Consider the following 17,840-nt stretch of genomic DNA (forward strand, 5'->3'; position numbering starts at 1 on the left):
GCCGATTACTGGGCCGCGATCTGGTCCGATGACACGGATGCCAGACGTTTGCGAAGTCCCGCAATCTGATCTTCTGACAGGCGCAAACCAAGTTTGGAGCGACGCCAGACAAGGTCTTCGACGCCACGCACCCATTCCTGATCAATCAGATAACGCACTTCGGCTTCATACAGGTCATAACCATAACAAACACCAAGGTCGGCCACGCTGTTGCAGCCATCAAGCAGTTTTTCGATCCTACTGCCATAGGCACGCAGAAGACGTTTCAGGGTTGCTTCCGGTAACCAGTCATATCGGGCACCATAGGATTGCAGAGCCTTTTCAAAGGATGCATCGGGCAGATCACCACCGGGCAGTACTTCGCCCGCCGTCCAGGGACGATTAGTCACCCCAAGCTGTTTTGAAATCAGTTGCAAGGCATGCTCGGCCAGTTTGCGATAGGTGGTGATTTTGCCACCAAACACATGCAGCGCCGGGGCTTTGCCCTGCCCGGCTTCGAGTTTGAGCGTGTAATCACGCGAGACTTTGGATGCGTTGGCAACTTCGCCCTCGCCCGCATATAGCGGACGCACCCCGGAATAGGACCAGACGACATCCATCACCGAAATCGGTATTTCGAAATAATCACCAGCCAGCTTGCACAGATAATCGACTTCGTCAGCGCCGATTTCAACCTTGGCCGGATCGCCGTTAAAATCGACATCGGTGGTGCCGATCAAGGTGAAATCATCCTGATAGGGAATGGCAAAAACGATGCGGCCATCCGGGTTCTGGAAAATATAGCAATGATCATGATCGAAAAGTTTCGGAACCACGATATGGCTACCCTTGACCAGACGGATATTTGCCTTGGTTTCGGCATCGACCACACCATTCTCAGGATCAATCAGCGAGGCACACCACGGACCGGCGGCATTGATCAGCATCTTGCCACTAACGATGCGTTCGGCGTTGCTGTCGCGATCACTCAGGGTGACCTGCCATTTGCCATCCTGTTGGGTTGCACCGACACAGCGGGTCCGCGTCAGGATTTCGGCACCGCATTCGCGGGCATCCATGGCATTCAAAACCACAAGCCGTGCATCATCGACCCAGCAATCTGAATAGACGAATGCCTTGTCCATCCCGGTCTTGAGCGGCTGCCCCGCAACGTGCTTGCGCAGTGAAATGCCTTCGCTGCCCGGCAGTTTTTTGCGTCCGCCAAGATGATCGTAAAGGAACAGGCCAAGGCGGATCATCCATGCCGGACGCAGGCCAGGAACATGGGGAAGAACAAACCGCAGCGGCCAGATGATATGCGGCGCATTGCCCAGAAGGACTTCGCGTTCGTTCAATGCCTCACGGACCAGACGGAATTCATAATGTTCAAGATAACGCAGACCGCCATGGATCAGTTTGGTGCTGGCCGAAGATGTGGCACTTGCCAGATCGTTCATTTCGCACAACAGGACCCTGAGCCCGCGCCCGGCTGCATCACGGGCGATCCCCGCCCCGTTGATCCCGCCGCCGACGATGATCAGGTCATATTCCGAATGGTTCTGCATGGCATGACTTCCGCGCTTTAGTTTCGATATTGACCATAAAATATTTCATTTTCGAAAATTTTCAAGCGATGAATTGTGACAATTTATAGCCAATAGCAATCGACACCCTTATTTACCGAGGCCAAAACCTCAACACTCGATAAAAATTTCGATTTTGAAAAAATTGATAACTCTGGGATCAAATCCCATTGGCCGAAACAAAAAAACCCCGCCAAACGGCGGGGCTTTCAAAGTTAGATTTTTTGCAATCAGCTTAGCTTAACCAAGCCAGCGACGCTGCCAATCCGACAGCATGGCAATTGCCCAAAGCTGGTGCGACCAGTTCCGGCAACCCGAAACATGTTCAGCAAAGCGTTTGTCGATTTCCGCACGGTTAAGGCCAAGATCGGAATAAAGCGCATCGCGTGCCAGCAAATCCCCAACCCATTCCTTAAGTGGCCCACGCAACCATTCCGCCAGCGGCACACCAAAACCGGTTTTGGGGCGGTCGATCAATTCGCGCGGAACATATTTATAAAGGATGTTGCGGAGGGCAACCTTGCCCACCGAACCGTCCAGCTTAAGGTGCGCTGGCATACGCCAGCCAAATTCGATCACCCGATGATCGATCAAAGGCACGCGCACCTCAAGCGAGCTTGCCATTGATGCCCGGTCAACCTTGGTCAGGACGTCATCGACCATATACATCATCGTATCCATGACCTGCATCGCGGACACATGATCAAGGTTTCGGTTACGGCAGAATTTTTCGCCCGGAATGCGGAATTTCTTTCGCGGTTTTCCGGGTTCATCCGCCATCAGGACATCGGGATTCCAAAGCGAAAGCAGCGCCTGATAGCGATCCAGATCATCGCGGATCGACAGAAGCGGTGCCACCTTGTGGATTTTATCGCCCAATGCCGCCGTCCCGCGCTTGCCGGGCACAAGACCGATCAGGGCATCCCATTGCCCGGGCGACAGGGCCGTCAGCCCCTTGGACATCAACGACGATCCGAACGGGATGTTTTTGGCGATATTGCTGATCTGGCGCGCCCAAAGATACCGATTATAGCCGCCAAAAGTTTCATCGCCGCCATCGCCCGAAAGGGCAACCGTGACTTCCTTGCGGGTCAGCGATGAAATCAGGCAGGTCGGGATGGATGAGCTGTCAAAGAACGGTTCGTCATAGATTTCCGAAAGACGCGGCACCAGATCAAGCGCGTCCTTGGCGGTGACATAAAGCTCGGTGTGGTCGGTGCCAAGATGTTTGGCAACTTCACCGGCAAAGGCCGCCTCGTTATAGGCATCATGATCAAAGCCGATGGAATAGGTTTTGACAGGCCGATCCGAAACCGATTGCATCAGGGCAACGACAGTCGAGGAATCAATACCACCCGACAGAAACGCGCCGAGTGGCACATCGGCAATCATCCGCCGTTCAACAGCATCGCGCAGCAAATCTTCCAGCGCATCAATCGCGCTTTGATCATCACCACTCCAATGATGGTTCTGACCGCTGATGACCGCGTCCTCGACCGACCAGTAGGCAAATTCGGATGCGTGCCCCTCCCCGGCGATTTCCAGGATATGACCGGGTTGCAGCATTTTGGCATGGGCATAGATCGAATGCCCCGATGGCACATAGCCAAACCGCAGATAGGCATCAAGGGCAATGCGATTAACCTCGCGCGAGATGACATTGCCCGCGATCAGGCCTTTAAGCTCGGACGCAAAGGCGATGTTCCCGTCATAACGCGACCAGTAAAGCGGCTTGATCCCCAACCGGTCACGAACCAGTGTCAATTTGCCGGTCTTTTTATCCCAAAGGGCGATGGCGAACATGCCGATCAGGCGTTTAACCGTATCACGCACGCCCCAGCGCGCCATGCACTCAAGGATAACCTCACTGTCGGAATGGCCGCGCCACGCGACATTTTCACCGGCCAGTTTGGCACGCAGGTCTTCGGCGTTATAGACCTCGCCATTATAAACCATGACGTATCTGCCATCGGCCGAATGCATCGGTTGTTTACCGGCATCGGAAAGATCGATGATGGCAAGGCGACGCTGCCCCAGCGCCAGTCCGGCATCGCTATCGCACCAGACATCGCCGCCATCCGGCCCGCGATGCAGCAACGCATCGGTCATGCGCGTGATGGTGTTGCGCAATTTATCGCCGTCGCCATTGCGACCAAGCCACAGACCGGTGATGCCGCACATGAAAAATATCCCTTTATCATTTGCCCTACTTAAAAACGATCCGGGCGCGTTCGACAATCAAAATCATGGGCTTGCCGACAAGGATTTGCAGTTTGTTTCGGGGATTTTGGTCGCGTGTAATGACAAGCGGTGATAAACAGGCAGCATTGCCCATCAAGCTGGAAAGACCATGCTGAAACTGGATCGACTGTTCATCAAAATCCTGCAGGTTTTGCAAACCAATGGCCGGATTTCGAACCTTGATCTTTCAGAAGAGGTCAATCTGTCGCCCTCGCCCTGTCTGGAACGGGTGCGCAAGCTTGAGGAAGCCGGGCTGATCACGCAATATCTGGCGGAAATCGACCTTGATAAAATAGGTGCTAACCTGCACATCATGGCCGAAATCACGCTGGGCAATCATCTGGTCGATGATTTCAAACGGTTCGAAGCCGCAATCACCAACGTCCCCGAAGTCATTTCCTGCTATAAAATCGCCGGGCCGTTCGATTACACGATGGATATGATCTGCCGCGATATCGCGCATTTCAACCAGCTCAAAGAAAAGCTTCTGGCCGCCAATATCGGGATCGAGAATTTCCGTGGCCATGTGGTGATGGAACGCACCAAAACCTTTTCGGGCTATCCGCTCGAAAGCCTCACCGCACCCTCACCGCTTGACGGCGTGCTCAAGGGCTAGGCTTCACGCCTTATATCGAACCGATCCATCTTGCGATAAAGCGTATTGCGGCTGATGCCAAGCGCCTTGGCGGTTTTGCTGATATGCCAGCGGTGATCATCAAGCACCTGACGCAAAGCATCGGCTTCGGCCCGTTTCAGGATCGATCCGGCGTGATTTGGATCGCACGTAATGGCTTCGTGGAAATCGTCGGGCAGGTGCGACCGCAGGATCAAACCACCTTCGGCAAAAACGCAGGCATATTGTAATACATTGACCAGTTCGCGGATATTGCCCGGCCAGTCATGGCGTGACAGCAGCTCCAGAACGTCGTCCGAACAACGAACATCCCCCGCCATATCCCTGGAAATACCGCGAAGAAGCCGGGCGATGAGATCCGGCAGATCGGACCGTTCGCGAAGTGCTGGCAGGGAAAGGCGCGCACCTTTGATCCGGTAAAGCAGATCTTCGCGGAATTTGCCATCCGCCACCGCACGGGTCAGATCGACATTGCTGGCACAGATCAGACGGAAATTGACCGGCACGGATTTGGTACTGCCAAGCGGCTCGACCGTGCGTTGTTCAAGCACACGCAAAAGCCGCCCCTGTGCTGAAAGCGGCATATCACCGATTTCATCCAGGAACAAAGTCCCGCCATCGGCCTGCTTGATCCGCCCGCCAAAGCCATCGCGTGCCGCACCGGTAAAGGCACCACCGGCATGACCGAAAAGCTCGCTTTCAATCAGGCTTTCGGGAAGGGCCGCGCAATTGATCGCAACGAACGGTTTGCGCGCACCGACCGCAGCGGCATGAATGGCGCGCGCCATATGTTCCTTGCCGCTGCCGGTTTCGCCCGACATCAGAACATTGATACGATTGGTCAGAAGTTTGCTACCGACCTTGTAAAGACGACGGATTACCGGGTCCTGATCGGGGATGTCACCGGTTTCATTCGCCGCCGAACGCGCGGACGGACGCGATACTGGTGCTGGCCGCATCGAGATAAACTTGCGCCGCTGCTTTTCAGGCAAAGTCACCCGCCCGAACAAAAGCCCCCCCCCATTGACGGGCAGGGCCTTGGCCGATACAGAAGTTGATGCCCCCTCGCCCACGCCAAGCGTCGCGATCAGGCCATCCAGATCAAAACCGAACATCGATTGCACATCGCGCGCGTTGTCCGCCGCCGCCAGCAAACGGCGCGCGGTCGAGGTCGCACCACGGATATTACCATCCGGGCCAATCGAAATAAGGGCATCACGGGTCGATCCGACATGCTGGGCATCGGGATGAAGATGCAGGATCAGGTCGGATGCGCATTCATCAAAGAAAAGGATACGTTCAAGCGCATCGGCATAATCGGCAATCAGGCTTCGGACGCGCAGGCAATCGGTGCGTTTGATGTCATCGCGCACGGCAGACACATCAAGGACAGAGCAAACCTGCCCTTCGGGGTCAAACACCGGTGCCGCCGTGCAGGTCAGCACCGCATGTTGCACCAGAAAATGTTCGTCCTTGTGGATGGTGATCGGACGACCTTCAACGATGCAGGTGCCGATACCATTGGTGCCCTCGCGTTCCTCGCTCCAGACCGCACCGGGCAAAAGACCGTTGGTGCGAAACGACGGCAGCAACGTGTGGGCCGCGACACTGTCAAGGATCACACCGTCATTATCGGTCAGGAAAACCGCATAGCCCGACGCATCGATCTTGCGATAAAGCGTGCGCACCAGATCATGGGCATGATGATAAAGTCGCCCGCTGCGATCACGGCGCTGGCGGGTTTGGCTTTCGGGCATGACTTCGGGACGGCGCAAAGTGTCATGCGCCAGACCAAAGCGCTGTTCGCAACGTTGCCAGCTTTCGAGAACGGCGCGATTTTGGGCGACGCCACTTAACTGCAACGCAGCTTCGATCCGTCCACCGTAATGGTTTCCAGACATAAGACGTTATCTCCCTTGCGTCGGTATTTTGTCGGGAATGCGTTCTGGCATGGCCCGGCTTGCGGCTTTGTCCGCGTCCGATCACAGCCAAGATCGTAACACATCACAGCCCCGAAACGCCAAATGGTTTCCGTGCAAACAGACGGCATAATTGGTTGTGTCACGAATATGGGACAGTTTGTACCACCTGTGCCACGACACGGAACGGCATGACACAATCGCCCCCAATCAGCGCCATCTTCCAACCGATTGTAAAAAGGCAAAAAAAATCGGTCACCGGGTCCTCTGGCACAGAATTTTGCGAACTGGCACGTACTTTGCGGAACTGTCAGGGCCAAAACCAAAAACAGGTGGCAAAGCCGCCTTCCGATCATGGAGGATCCAAGATGATTTACAAGAATCCGGGCGACGCGGGCAGCGTCGTTGCATTCAAATCCCGTTATGACAACTATATCGGTGGCGAATGGACCGCGCCCACCAAGGGGCAGTATTTCGAAAATGTCTCGCCGGTGAATGGCAAGCCATTCTGCGAAATCGCACGATCCAGTTCGGAAGATATCGAAAAGGCACTTGATGCCGCCCACGGCGCAGCCGAAGCGTGGGGCAAAACATCGGTGACCGAGCGGGCCAATATCCTCAATAAAATCGCCGACCGCATGGAACAGAATCTTGAAATGCTGGCGGTTGCCGAAACATGGGATAACGGCAAGGCGGTGCGTGAAACGCTCGCCGCAGACATTCCGCTGGCGATTGATCATTTCAGGTATTTTGCCGGTGCGATCCGCGCCCAGGAAGGATCGCTTGGCGAGATTGACGACAATACCGTCGCCTATCACTTCCACGAACCGCTTGGCGTTGTCGGACAGATCATTCCGTGGAACTTCCCGATCCTGATGGCAGTCTGGAAACTGGCCCCGGCGCTGGCGGCGGGCAACTGCGTTATCCTGAAACCGGCCGAACAGACCCCGGCATCGATTTGCGTACTTCTGGAACTGGTTGGTGATCTTCTTCCGGCCGGTGTGCTGAACGTTGTACAGGGCTTCGGGGTTGAAGCAGGCAAGCCATTGGCACAAAGCAACCGGATCGCCAAGGTCGCCTTTACCGGTGAAACCACCACCGGCCGCCTGATCATGCAATATGCCAGCGAAAACATCATTCCGGTCACCCTCGAACTGGGCGGCAAATCGCCCAACATCTTCTTTGATGATGTGATGGCACAGGATGATGATTTCCGTCAGAAAGCCGCCGAAGGCATGACCATGTTCGCGCTGAACCAAGGCGAGGTCTGCACCTGCCCGTCGCGTGCGCTTATTCAGGAAAACATCTATGACAAGTTCATGGATAGCGTCCTGTCACGCGTGGCCAATATCAAGCAGGGCAACCCGCTGGATAGTGAAACCATGATCGGCGCGCAGGCATCGACCGAACAGATGGAAAAAATCCTGTCCTACCTTGATATCGGCAAGCAGGAAGGTGCCGAAGTCCTTTGCGGCGGCGGCAGGGCGGAACTGGGTGGCGATCTTTCGACCGGGTTCTATGTCCAGCCGACCATCTTCAAGGGGCATAACCGGATGCGGATTTTCCAGGAGGAAATCTTTGGCCCGGTTGTTTCAGCAACAACCTTCAAGGACGAGGCAGAGGCGCTTAAAATCGCCAACGATACGCTTTATGGCCTTGGTGCCGGTGTCTGGACCCGCGATGGCACGCGTGCCTATCGGTTTGGCCGCAATATTAAGGCCGGTCGCGTCTGGACCAATTGCTATCACCTCTATCCGGCGCATGCCGCCTTTGGCGGGTACAAGCAATCGGGTATCGGACGTGAAAACCACAAGATGATGCTCAACCATTATCAGCAGACCAAGAACCTGCTGGTTTCCTATGATCCAAAACCGATGGGCTTCTTCTGATCGGAATGTTCTGGCCGGGTGCCCGTTCGCACCCGGCCCTTCCCGATACAGGAGGCGAAGATGACAACAGATCAAATTCCGGCACGGGTCACGGCCACCGACGCGGCCACCGCCCTGATCCGGAAGCTCAAGGACATTCACGGCCCCCTGATGTTTCATCAATCCGGCGGGTGTTGCGATGGCAGTGCGCCAATGTGCTTTCCGGATGGGGAATTCAAAACCGGCGATCAGGATGTGTTACTGGGCGAAATTGAAGGCAGCCCGTTTTACATCGGACGCGCCCAATTCGAATATTGGCGTCACACACAGCTGATCATTGACGTCGTGGATGGACGCGGGGGGATGTTTTCGCTTGAGGGACCCGAAGGCAAACGCTTTCTGACCCGATCACGCATCTTCACCGATGACGAATGGAATGCACTGAAATACGCCGAACAAGGAAACGAGCAATCTAAAACAGAAGCAAGAACGTAAAGAAGATTACCAACGCAGATCTACCCGTGACATTGCGCGATCCCTGCCTCCCACAGTGCCTGCTCGCCAATGTCTGAAGATGCCGGACGCATCTTCCCCTTGCCCGTCGCCATTCCCCCCGAACAGGCGGCGGGCTTTTTTTATCTGCGATCAGGCCAAAATCACCAGCACCAGAAGACCAAGTGCACACAGCACCAGAAGCGACAGAAGGGCAGCTGCCATCACCCGCCCGCCAACATGCATGACGCTTCGGATATCGACACTTAACCCCAATGCCGCCATGGCAAGGATGGTCAGGAAGGATGAAATTGTGCGCATCGGCTCCAGCGCGATTTCGGGGATCATGCCAAATGAACGGGCTGCCATCGTCGCAACGAACCCGACAATGAACCACGGCACCATCTGGGTCACAGGCAGGCGAACCTCGCGCTTGCGCCCCCCCATAAGGGCAAGCGCAAAGATCACCGGGCCAAGCATCAGAACGCGGATCAGCTTGACGAGTGTTCCGACCTGCACCGCCAGGGGCCCCGCCGGGGCCGTCGCGGCCAGAACCTGCGGTACGGCATAGACCGTCAGCCCGGAAAAAATACCATATTGCGCGGCACTCAGGCCCAGCCCGACATGCACCAGCGGCAGGGCAAAAACAAACAGAACCCCCAGAACCGCGGTAAAGGCGATGGAGGCCGCAACATCATCGGATTTTGCTGAAATCACCGGGGCGGTGGCGGCAATCGCCGAATTGCCACAGATCGAATTGCCGCAGGCCACCAGCATCGCTAAATGCTTCGACAGTCCAAGTAACCGCCCGATATGGAAGCTTAAAAACAGACTGGTGCAAACCACCAGAACAATGGCCGCAATCAGGCCAAAGCCCGCCTGCCCCAAGGCCTGCGCGGAAATTGACGCGCCCAGCAAAACAATCGCGATTTCAAGCACGGTCTTCCCACAAAACCGCACACCATCATGAAACAGCTTGGCAAGGCCAAACACGGATCGCACCACCACACCAAGCAGGATGGCAAAAACCAGACTTTCGATCCAGCCATGCCCCAAAAGGCTACGCTCCGCCTGCTCGACCAGTTTGGCGATAAGGGCAATCGCCGTGGTCAGGAACAGACCGGGCAAAAGGGATTTGAGGTGGGCTTTAAAAAACATGATCTGCCTGTAAAATGTGACAGGCGAAAAATCACACGATCAATCATTTACTTCCATCGAATAAAAATGGATATTTCATTCGATAATTTCGAACAATAACGAGCATGTGCCATGATGACCCTTGAACAGCTTGCCATCTTTGTGGCCGTGGCCGAACGCGAACATCTTACAAAAGCCGCCGATGCAATTGGCCTCACCCCCTCGGCAGTCAGTTCGGCGATCAAGAACCTAGAAGGGTTTTATGGCGTTGCATTGTTCCACCGGGTCGGACGGCGGATCGAGCTTAGCGAAACCGGGCGGCTGTTCTTGAACGAGGCCAAGGCGACCTTGGCACGCGCACGCGCCGCCGAACTGACACTGGCGGAACTTGGCGGATTGCAGCGCGGCGAACTTAACGTTTATGCCAGCCAGACAATCGCCAGTTACTGGCTGCCACCGTTTTTGATGCAGTTTCATGATCAGTATCCCGGCATTGCCATCAATCTGACGATTGGCAATACAAAAACCGTGGCCGATGCCGTCCGTGGTGGTGCCGCCGATATCGGCTTTATCGAGGGCGAAGTTGATGAACCGGCACTTGCCATGCGCGAAGTCGCCGAAGATGCATTGGTGGTGGTGGTCGGCCCCAAACATCCCTGGGCCGATGGCAGGCCCTTAAGCGCGCAGGACCTGACAACTCAAAGCAGCTGGGTCCTTCGCGAAGCCGGATCTGGCACACGTTCGGAGTTTGAGAATGCGGTACACCAGTCGGGCATTGATCCGCAAAAACTCAAAATCGCCCTGACATTACCGGCGAACGAGGCGGTGATTACCGCGGTTGAAACCGGCATCAGCGCCACCGCCGTTTCAAGCTTCGCCGTCAGTTCCCTGATCGCGCAGGGGCGGCTTTTCCGTGCAGCATTTCACATCCGCCCACGCAAATTCATGATGCTGCGCCACAAGGAACGCCGCCAGACGCAAAGTTCGCTGGCTTTGGAAAAGCTTTGCCTTTCCACAAACGCATAATCGAATTTTTCCAGATCAAAATTGCGAATACGCAATGCACAATTCGGACGGGCCCTTTATCACTTTGTCCTTATGAACACGGCCCCTGATCCGCTGTTCTCAGTGAATCAGGTCATGCAATGAGCGATTTCGCGTTGCAACGAAAAACGCGGCCCGACAGGAAGGCTTTGCCTGATAAAAGGACCAACGCCAATGTTTGATCCCGACATATTGGCCCGCGTGCAATTCGCGTTCACCATCTCGTTTCACATCATTTTTCCGTCCTTTACCATTGGACTGGCCAGTTATCTTTTCGTGCTCGAAGCACTTTGGCTGCGCACGCGTGATGACACCTATCTGGCGCTATATAAATTCTGGCTGAAAATCTTTGCGCTGGCCTTTGGCATGGGTGTCGTTTCGGGCATTGTCATGTCCTATCAGTTCGGCACGAACTGGGGACCTTTTTCCGAATTTACCGGCAGCGTGCTGGGCCCGCTTCTGGCCTACGAGGTACTCAGCGCCTTTTTCCTCGAGGCCGGGTTCCTCGGCATCATGCTGTTTGGCCTTAACCGTGTCGGGCCGAAGCTGCATTTCACCGCGACCACGATGGTTGCAATCGGCACATTATTTTCCGCCTTCTGGATTTTGTCGGCCAATAGCTGGATGCAAACCCCCACCGGCCATATTATCGAAAATGGTCGGGCTGTTGTCCAAAGCTGGTGGGATGTGATCTTTAATCCAAGCTTCCCCTATCGGCTTGTTCACATGGTTCTGGCCGCCTTCCTGACCACCGCCCTTGTGGTTGGTGCGGTGGGGGCGTGGCATTTGTTGCGTGATCGGGAAAACCGCGCCGCACGGATCATGTTTTCCATGGCAATGTGGATGGCCGCCATTGTGGCCCCGATCCAGATCGTGGCCGGCGACATGCACGGGCTTAATACCCTTGAACATCAACCGGCCAAGGTCGCGGCGATGGAGGGCCATTTTGAAACACAGAACGGCGCGCCGCTGATCCTGTTTGGCTGGCCCGACATGGCGGCAGAGGAAACAAAATACGCCGTTGAAATCCCGAAACTGGGATCAATGATCCTGACCCATGACTGGGATGGCAGGATCACCGGATTAAAGGATTTCGCCCCCGAAGACCGCCCGAATGCGACCATCGTATTCTGGACATTCCGCATCATGGTCGGACTTGGCATTTTGATGGCGTTACTTGGTATCGTCAGCCTGTTCGCCCGGTGGCGCAAATCGCTTTATAGCTGCGCGTGGCTGCATCGCTTTGCCCTGATCATGGGGCCAAGCGGCTTTATCGCCATTCTGGCCGGATGGTTCACCACCGAAATCGGGCGTCAGCCCTGGGTGGTTTACGGGTTGATGCGCACATCCGAAGCCGGATCGCCCGTCGCCCCGACCGCAATTGCCGGATCGCTTGCCGCATTCGTCATTGTCTATGCCATCGTGTTTGGGGTTGGCACCGCTTATATCATCCGCGCGATGAACAAGGACCCGCGTTTTGCCCATTCGCCCAAGGGTGAAGTCCTGCGCGCCGGAAGCCGCCCGGTTTCTGATCCCACCATCCCGACGGCAGGAGAATGATCATGGATTATCAACTGATCTGGGTACTGCTGATTGCGGTTGCCGTTTTCGCCTATGTCACGCTTGATGGTTTTGATCTTGGCATTGGCATTCTGTTTCCGTTCATCAAGGACCCGGCCAAACGCGGCAAGATGATGAATACGGTTGCCCCTGTGTGGGATGGCAATGAAACCTGGCTGGTTCTGGGCGGTGGCGGGCTTTATGCCGCCTTCCCGCTGGCCTATTCATTGCTGATGACCGCGTTTTATATCCCGGTTTTCATCATGCTGCTCGCCCTTGTGTTTCGCGGGGTGGCGTTCGAATTCCGGTTCAAAAGCCGCGATCATCAAAAACACTGGGACTTTGCCTTTTCCGCCGGGTCGATCATTGCGGCCGCGATGCAGGGTGCAATGCTGGGTGCGTTTATCGAAGGCATTGCCGTTGAAAATGCCAAATTCGTTGGCGGCCCGTTTGACTGGCTAAGCCCGTTTTCGGTGTTCTGCGCGTCTGCCGTCGTGGTTGGCTATGCCCTGCTTGGCACCGGCTGGCTGATCATGAAGATGGAAGGCAATTTTCAGGGGCGTTTGCGCGCCCTTGCCAAACCTGCGGTCATCTGGATGGCGGCCAATCTTGGCGTGGTGTCATTGATGACAAGCTATATCCACCCAGCTTATGCCGCGCGCTGGTTTGATATGCCAAACCTGTTTTTCCTGGCTCCGATCCCGATTGTCACGACCGGTCTGCTTTTCTGGCTTTGGCATGCGGTCAAGCACCGGGAAAAGACGGTATTTGGCATTACACTTGGCATTTTCTTCCTGTGCTATGCCGGGTTTGGCATCACGCTTTATCCCAATATCGTCCCGCCGATGATTGATTTCAGAACGGCCGCCGCCCCCGACAACAGCCTGTCCTTCATGCTGGTCGGTGCTGCCATCCTGATCCCCATCATTCTGGCCTATACCGCCTATGCCTATTGGGTATTCCGGGGCAAGGTCGGGGATGAAGGATATCACTGATGACGGCATTTTCACCCAAACCCAAAACCCGGCGTGTGCTTTGGTTTATCGGGCTTTATGCCGGGGGCATCCTTGTGATCGGGGCCGTGTCGCTTTTGCTCCGCAGCCTGATCACCGGAATTTCATGAAAATATCCGATCACAAATATCGGATTACTCCGTCTACCTGCTGACACTTGTCAGCAACTCCGGCCCGGCAGCAAGGTCCCCCACCCCTGCCGGGCCTTTTCATTCGGGGTCAGTCATTGGCCCAGATAATCGCCATCCGCCACTTTTTCCAGCCAATCCACCGCCGATCCGTTGACGGATTCCGCAATCGCGATATGCGTCATCGCGGTTTTATCGGTCGCCCCGTGCCAGTGCTTTTCACCCGGTTCGAACCAGACGATATCACCGGGGCGGATTTCCTCGCGCGGTCCGCCTTCGCGCTGCGCCCAGCCAAGGCCGCTTGTGATAATCACGGTCTGGCCCAGCGGATGGGTATGCCATGCGGTGCGCGCGCCCGGTTCAAACGTCACAATGGCCCCGCCGACACGGGCGGGATCGGTGGTTTGAAACGGGCTGTCGATCCGAACCGTACCGGTAAAGTAATCCGGCGATCCCTTGGTCGATGGTTTTGATGCGTTGCGCAGGATGTTCATGGTGATCCTTCGGCTTTGTTTCGTGGTGCACTTTACTGATTGTGCACCCGCCGGATCAGCAATGCCAAGCGTTCGATACCATCACGGATGCGACCCGCCTTTTCGGTGGCAAAGCTGAGCCGTGCGGTATTACGACCAGTATGGTCACAGAAAAAGGCCTGACCGGGGACGAAGGCGACTTTGGCGTCGTGCAGGGCCTGTTCCAGCAATTGGCGACTATCGATATTTTCCGGCAGGGTCAGCCAGATGAACATGCCGCCTTCGGGCCTTGTATAGGATACGGTTTCGGGCATGAATTCATCCAATGCCGCCAGCATCGTGTCGCGTTTGGCGCGATAGGCATCGCGGATGGTATCAAGATGCCCCGGAAACAGTTTGCGCGCCGCACGAAGGGCGATTTCCTGATTGATGGTCGATACATGCAGATCACCGGCCTGCTTCATCAGAACCAGCCGTTCAATCACCGGACATGGCGCACAGACCCAGCCAATCCGAAGGGCCGGCACCAGCGTTTTGGAAAAAGTGCCAAGCTGAATGACGGTTCCGGCCTGTGGATCGCCATTGGTTTCATCAAGGGCAAGCAACGATGGCAAAACGTCGCCTTCGTAGGACAGCTTGCAATAGGCCGCGTCTTCAAGAATGACCGCACCATATTTGCGCGCGATTTCGAGCACGGCCAAACGCCGTTCAAGACTATAGGACCGCCCGGTCGGGTTCTGGAAATCGGGTGCGAGATAGGCAATGCGCGCACCACGTTCAAACGCGGCTTCGAGTTCGGCAATCACCGGGCCATCATCATCCATATTCACCCCGACATAGGTCGGACGGCGCATGGAAAAGGCCTGCATCGCACCAAGGTAACTTGGCTTTTCCACGACGATTTCGCGGCCCGGCTCCAGCAACAAACGGGCGAGCATATCAAGTCCCTGCTGCGCGCCACAGGTAATCAGGATGTTATCAATCCCGCGCACTGCCCCGCTGGTGGCCAGATCATCGACAATCCATTGGCGCAGGGCCGGCAGGCCTTCGCTAATGGAATATTGAAGGCTTTTGCGACCCGCGGCCTCGTCGGTCGTCAGACCACCATAGATGGCATTGAAATCGGCCAGCGGGAAGAGCGACGGGTCGGGTACGCCTCCGGCAAAGGAAATGATTTCCGGCCGGTCGGCCACTTTAAGCAGATCACGGATTTCGGAGGCGGTAAGCGCACGGGCATCGCGAACGATCAGGTCATTCCATTGGACAGTCATGGGGCTTCTCTTTAGGTCAGTGTTGTTGCCATTATTTGGCAAGGAAGACTGACCTAAATCAAGTTTATTTTTCTAGTGGCATAAATTTTGAAATAAAATTACCAAACCACATTTCATCAGACCGCATGTAATTCCGTTTCCATCCCCCTATCCCGCACCACCTGCCGGGCGGTTTTTGGCACGATATATCCAATAATCAATCAACAATGCCAAACCGCTCCAAAGGTTATCATGACCGAATATGCAAAGTTTCAGCCTTGGCTCGACTGGCTTGATCAGCGTTACGATGAAACGCTTGATCGCCTGAAATCGTGGTCGGCGATCAATAGTGGCACGGGCAATATCGACGGACTTGACCGGATGCGTGACGCCATTCTGGATGCCTTTGCCGAACTTGATGCCACAACCGCCATTATCGACCTGCCCGATGGCGAGGCGGTTGCGGCAGACGGTAGCATCGCCCCCGTGCGCTATGGCAAGCTTTTACATTTTTCCAGACGGCCACAGGCCCCGGTTCGGGTTTTGCTGTGCATTCATTATGACACGGTCTTTGCCATCGACAGCCCGTTTCAAACCCCGCGCCTGATTGATGAAAACACCTTGAACGGGCCGGGTGTTGCCGATGCCAAGGGCGGCATCCTGACGATCCTCAATGCGCTAAGCGCACTGGAACGAAGCCCCTTTGCCAATGGCATCGGCTGGGACGTGATCCTGAACCCGGATGAAGAAACCGGCTCCATCGGATCGGCCCCGATTTTGGCCGAACACGCACGCGCCGCCGATTTCGGGATGCTGTATGAACCGGCACTGGAAGACGGCACCCTTGCCGGGGCACGCAAGGGATCGGGCAATTTTTCCATCCGGATCAAGGGGCGTGCGGCCCATGCGGGGCGTGAATTTCATGCCGGGCGAAGTGCCATGGTCGCAGCCAGTGACTGCGTCATGCGCCTTGATCAGCTTAACGGCAAGGTTGGCGAAGCCACATTCAATATCGGCAAGATCGATGGCGGCGGGCCGGTCAATGTCGTGCCCGAAAGTGCCGTCGTGCGCTTTAACATTCGGGTTTCAAACCATGACGAACGCCATCAGGCCGAAAATGAAATTGCCGATGTCATTGCTGCGATCAATCAGCGCGACGGCATCACCGCCGAACTGCATGGCCAGTTTGGCCGCGCGCCAAAACCAATGGCTGGCAGGACCAAGGCGCTTTTTGAATGGGTGCGCGAGCTCGGTCATGACCTTGATCTTGATATCGCATGGAAACCCACCGGGGGCTGTTGCGATGGCAATAATCTGGCCGAGGCCGGATTGCCCAATATCGATACCCTTGGGGTACGCGGTGGCCTGATCCATTCCGATCAGGAATTTGTGAAGCTCGACAGTTTGATCGAACGGGCAAAGCTTTCGGCCCTGATCCTGATGAAAGCCGGTTCAGGCGATTTGCCCAACGCATTGAAAAAGACGGAGATATAAAATCATGATGCGTGTCCGCCCCGCCCGCATGAGCGACCTTGACCGGCTGGTTGATCTGGCATCCTCCGCCAGCAAGGGGTTAACCACCCTTCCGGCCAATCGTGACGTGCTTGAAGCCCGCATTACAGAAAGCATCGAGGCCTTCGGGGCCGATATCGACGGCCCCGGTGATGAAAGCTATTTCATGGTTCTGGAAGATACCGCCAATGGCAAGGTCGCAGGCACCTGCGCGATCTATGCCGGGGTCGGTTTATCGAAGGCCTTCTATAACTACAAAATCCTGAAACTGACGCAATATTCGCATGAACTGAATGTCACGGTGACATCGCGCCTGCTGACCCTTGTGAATGATTATCAGGGTGCTACCGAGGTGGGCACACTTTACCTTGACCCGGACTATCGCAAGGACGGCAACGGGCAGCTTCTGGCACGGTCGCGATACCTGTTGATGGGGTGCTTCAAGGAACGGTTTTCGGAAATGGTCATGGCCGAAATGCGCGGCTGGCAGGATGAAAACGGTAAATCACCAATGTGGGAAGCGCTGGGATCGCATTTCTTCAACATCCCGTTCCCCGATGCCGATTACATTTCCGGGGTGGGTAATAACCAGTTCATTGCCGATCTGATGCCGAAATACCCGATCTATATCGAAATGCTGCCCAAGGCCGCCCAAGATGTGATCGGCAAAACCCACGATGAAACGCGACCGGCACTGAACCTTTTGAAAAAGGAAGGTTTCCGGTTCTCAAATGCGGTCGATATTTTTGATGGCGGACCATGCGTTGATGTCCGGCTTGATGACATCCGCACCATCCGTCATTCCAAAATCGCCACCATCCGCAAAATCGTTGATCGCACAACCTCCATGGAACGCCATCTTGCCTGTACGCTGGAACTTTCCGGGTATCAGGCAAGCTGGCTTTACATGAATGTTGTGAATAGCACGCATGTCGATCTGGACCGCGATCAGGCCGAAATCCTTGGTCTGCGTGCTGGCGATCAGATCCGTTTTGTCACCGATTAAC

General features: G+C 55.5%; 15 protein-coding genes. 9 read left to right on the top strand and 6 right to left on the bottom strand.

Annotation, left to right across the window (positions count from 1 at the left end; all coding sequences use genetic code 11):
- Positions 1–5 precede the first annotated feature (5 nt).
- Both glpD and asnB read right to left on the bottom strand, forming a co-directional pair.
- On the bottom strand, positions 6–1,544 hold the full coding sequence (glpD, locus tag IT971_RS13360) for a glycerol-3-phosphate dehydrogenase (protein ID WP_063095558.1): 1,539 nt from the start codon (positions 1,542–1,544) through the stop codon (positions 6–8).
- A gap of 258 nt (positions 1,545–1,802) precedes the next feature.
- The gene (gene asnB, locus IT971_RS13365) at positions 1,803–3,743 is read right to left on the bottom strand and encodes an asparagine synthase (glutamine-hydrolyzing) (protein WP_063095557.1); all 1,941 of its coding nucleotides are present in this window, start codon (positions 3,741–3,743) and stop codon (positions 1,803–1,805) included.
- A gap of 169 nt (positions 3,744–3,912) precedes the next feature.
- Here asnB and IT971_RS13370 point away from each other — a divergent pair, with 169 nt between their 5' ends.
- Entirely contained in the window at positions 3,913–4,419 is a 507-nt protein-coding gene (locus tag IT971_RS13370; RefSeq protein ID WP_007091414.1) for an Lrp/AsnC family transcriptional regulator, read from the top strand.
- Here IT971_RS13370 and IT971_RS13375 read toward each other — a convergent pair.
- Positions 4,416–6,338: a sigma-54-dependent Fis family transcriptional regulator gene (locus tag IT971_RS13375; RefSeq protein WP_063095555.1), complete on the bottom strand. Its 1,923-nt coding sequence runs from the start codon at positions 6,336–6,338 to the stop codon at positions 4,416–4,418. The two genes, IT971_RS13370 and IT971_RS13375, sit on opposite strands and share 4 nt — an antisense overlap.
- Positions 6,339–6,724: 386 nt before the next feature.
- Between IT971_RS13375 and adh the strand changes: the two genes are divergently transcribed.
- Positions 6,725–8,245 carry an aldehyde dehydrogenase gene (gene adh, locus IT971_RS13380; protein WP_063095879.1) on the top strand — a complete coding sequence of 507 codons (1,521 nt, stop codon included), beginning with the start codon at positions 6,725–6,727 and terminating at the stop codon, positions 8,243–8,245.
- Positions 8,246–8,305: 60 nt separating this feature from the next.
- Positions 8,306–8,719 carry a DUF779 domain-containing protein gene (locus tag IT971_RS13385; RefSeq protein WP_007091411.1) on the top strand — a complete coding sequence of 138 codons (414 nt, stop codon included), beginning with the start codon at positions 8,306–8,308 and terminating at the stop codon, positions 8,717–8,719.
- 150 nt (positions 8,720–8,869) lie between these two features.
- On the opposite strand, the gene IT971_RS13390 is transcribed toward IT971_RS13385, so the two are convergent.
- Positions 8,870–9,874 (bottom strand): YeiH family protein, encoded by a 1,005-nt coding sequence (locus IT971_RS13390; protein ID WP_063095553.1) that lies wholly within the window; start codon positions 9,872–9,874, stop codon positions 8,870–8,872.
- A gap of 111 nt (positions 9,875–9,985) precedes the next feature.
- On the opposite strand from IT971_RS13390, the gene IT971_RS13395 reads away from it, so the two are divergent.
- The 4 genes from IT971_RS13395 to IT971_RS13410 all read left to right on the top strand — a co-directional run bounded on the left by IT971_RS13395 (position 9,986) and on the right by IT971_RS13410 (position 13,580).
- Positions 9,986–10,879 (top strand): LysR substrate-binding domain-containing protein, encoded by an 894-nt coding sequence (locus tag IT971_RS13395; protein WP_306460231.1) that lies wholly within the window; start codon positions 9,986–9,988, stop codon positions 10,877–10,879.
- 192 nt (positions 10,880–11,071) lie between these two features.
- Positions 11,072–12,457 carry a cytochrome ubiquinol oxidase subunit I gene (locus IT971_RS13400; RefSeq protein ID WP_063095552.1) on the top strand — a complete coding sequence of 462 codons (1,386 nt, stop codon included), beginning with the start codon at positions 11,072–11,074 and terminating at the stop codon, positions 12,455–12,457.
- On the top strand, positions 12,454–13,452 hold the full coding sequence (cydB, locus tag IT971_RS13405; RefSeq protein ID WP_063095550.1) for a cytochrome d ubiquinol oxidase subunit II: 999 nt from the start codon (positions 12,454–12,456) through the stop codon (positions 13,450–13,452). The genes IT971_RS13400 and cydB overlap by 4 nt, the downstream gene beginning before the upstream one ends.
- Positions 13,452–13,580 carry a DUF2474 family protein gene (locus IT971_RS13410; protein ID WP_040059893.1) on the top strand — a complete coding sequence of 43 codons (129 nt, stop codon included), beginning with the start codon at positions 13,452–13,454 and terminating at the stop codon, positions 13,578–13,580. The genes cydB and IT971_RS13410 overlap by 1 nt, the downstream gene beginning before the upstream one ends.
- A 113-nt stretch (positions 13,581–13,693) precedes the next feature.
- Here the strand turns inward: IT971_RS13410 and IT971_RS13415 are convergent, their stop codons facing one another.
- Entirely contained in the window at positions 13,694–14,092 is a 399-nt protein-coding gene (locus IT971_RS13415; protein ID WP_063095548.1) for a cupin domain-containing protein, read from the bottom strand.
- Between the two features lie 32 nt (positions 14,093–14,124).
- A complete protein-coding gene (locus tag IT971_RS13420) occupies positions 14,125–15,342 on the bottom strand; it encodes a PLP-dependent aminotransferase family protein (protein ID WP_063095547.1) in 1,218 nt (405 codons plus the stop codon).
- Between the two features lie 231 nt (positions 15,343–15,573).
- Between IT971_RS13420 and IT971_RS13425 the strand changes: the two genes are divergently transcribed.
- Complete coding sequence (locus tag IT971_RS13425; protein ID WP_063114506.1) at positions 15,574–16,815, top strand: hydrolase; 1,242 nt, start codon at positions 15,574–15,576, stop codon at positions 16,813–16,815.
- Between the two features lie 4 nt (positions 16,816–16,819).
- Positions 16,820–17,839, top strand: coding sequence for an arginine N-succinyltransferase (astA, locus tag IT971_RS13430; RefSeq protein WP_063092695.1), 1,020 nt, complete (start codon positions 16,820–16,822; stop codon positions 17,837–17,839).
- The last annotated feature ends 1 nt before the right edge of the window (position 17,840 follow it).

The organism is Thalassospira sp. B30-1, assembly GCF_015767575.1.
GTDB lineage: Bacteria > Pseudomonadota > Alphaproteobacteria > Rhodospirillales > Thalassospiraceae > Thalassospira > Thalassospira xiamenensis.

Coding starts and splice junctions, on each gene's coding strand:
- cydB (WP_063095550.1), top strand. CDS start 12,454: ATGATCATGGATTATCAACTGATCTGGGTACTGCTGATTGCGGTTGCC.
- IT971_RS13415 (WP_063095548.1), bottom strand. CDS start 14,092: ATGAACATCCTGCGCAACGCATCAAAACCATCGACCAAGGGATCGCCG.
- adh (WP_063095879.1), top strand. CDS start 6,725: ATGATTTACAAGAATCCGGGCGACGCGGGCAGCGTCGTTGCATTCAAA.
- IT971_RS13400 (WP_063095552.1), top strand. CDS start 11,072: ATGTTTGATCCCGACATATTGGCCCGCGTGCAATTCGCGTTCACCATC.
- IT971_RS13385 (WP_007091411.1), top strand. CDS start 8,306: ATGACAACAGATCAAATTCCGGCACGGGTCACGGCCACCGACGCGGCC.
- IT971_RS13390 (WP_063095553.1), bottom strand. CDS start 9,874: ATGTTTTTTAAAGCCCACCTCAAATCCCTTTTGCCCGGTCTGTTCCTG.
- IT971_RS13425 (WP_063114506.1), top strand. CDS start 15,574: ATGACCGAATATGCAAAGTTTCAGCCTTGGCTCGACTGGCTTGATCAG.
- glpD (WP_063095558.1), bottom strand. CDS start 1,544: ATGCAGAACCATTCGGAATATGACCTGATCATCGTCGGCGGCGGGATC.
- astA (WP_063092695.1), top strand. CDS start 16,820: ATGATGCGTGTCCGCCCCGCCCGCATGAGCGACCTTGACCGGCTGGTT.
- IT971_RS13375 (WP_063095555.1), bottom strand. CDS start 6,338: ATGTCTGGAAACCATTACGGTGGACGGATCGAAGCTGCGTTGCAGTTA.
- IT971_RS13420 (WP_063095547.1), bottom strand. CDS start 15,342: ATGACTGTCCAATGGAATGACCTGATCGTTCGCGATGCCCGTGCGCTT.
- IT971_RS13370 (WP_007091414.1), top strand. CDS start 3,913: ATGCTGAAACTGGATCGACTGTTCATCAAAATCCTGCAGGTTTTGCAA.
- IT971_RS13410 (WP_040059893.1), top strand. CDS start 13,452: ATGACGGCATTTTCACCCAAACCCAAAACCCGGCGTGTGCTTTGGTTT.
- IT971_RS13395 (WP_306460231.1), top strand. CDS start 9,986: ATGATGACCCTTGAACAGCTTGCCATCTTTGTGGCCGTGGCCGAACGC.
- asnB (WP_063095557.1), bottom strand. CDS start 3,743: ATGTGCGGCATCACCGGTCTGTGGCTTGGTCGCAATGGCGACGGCGAT.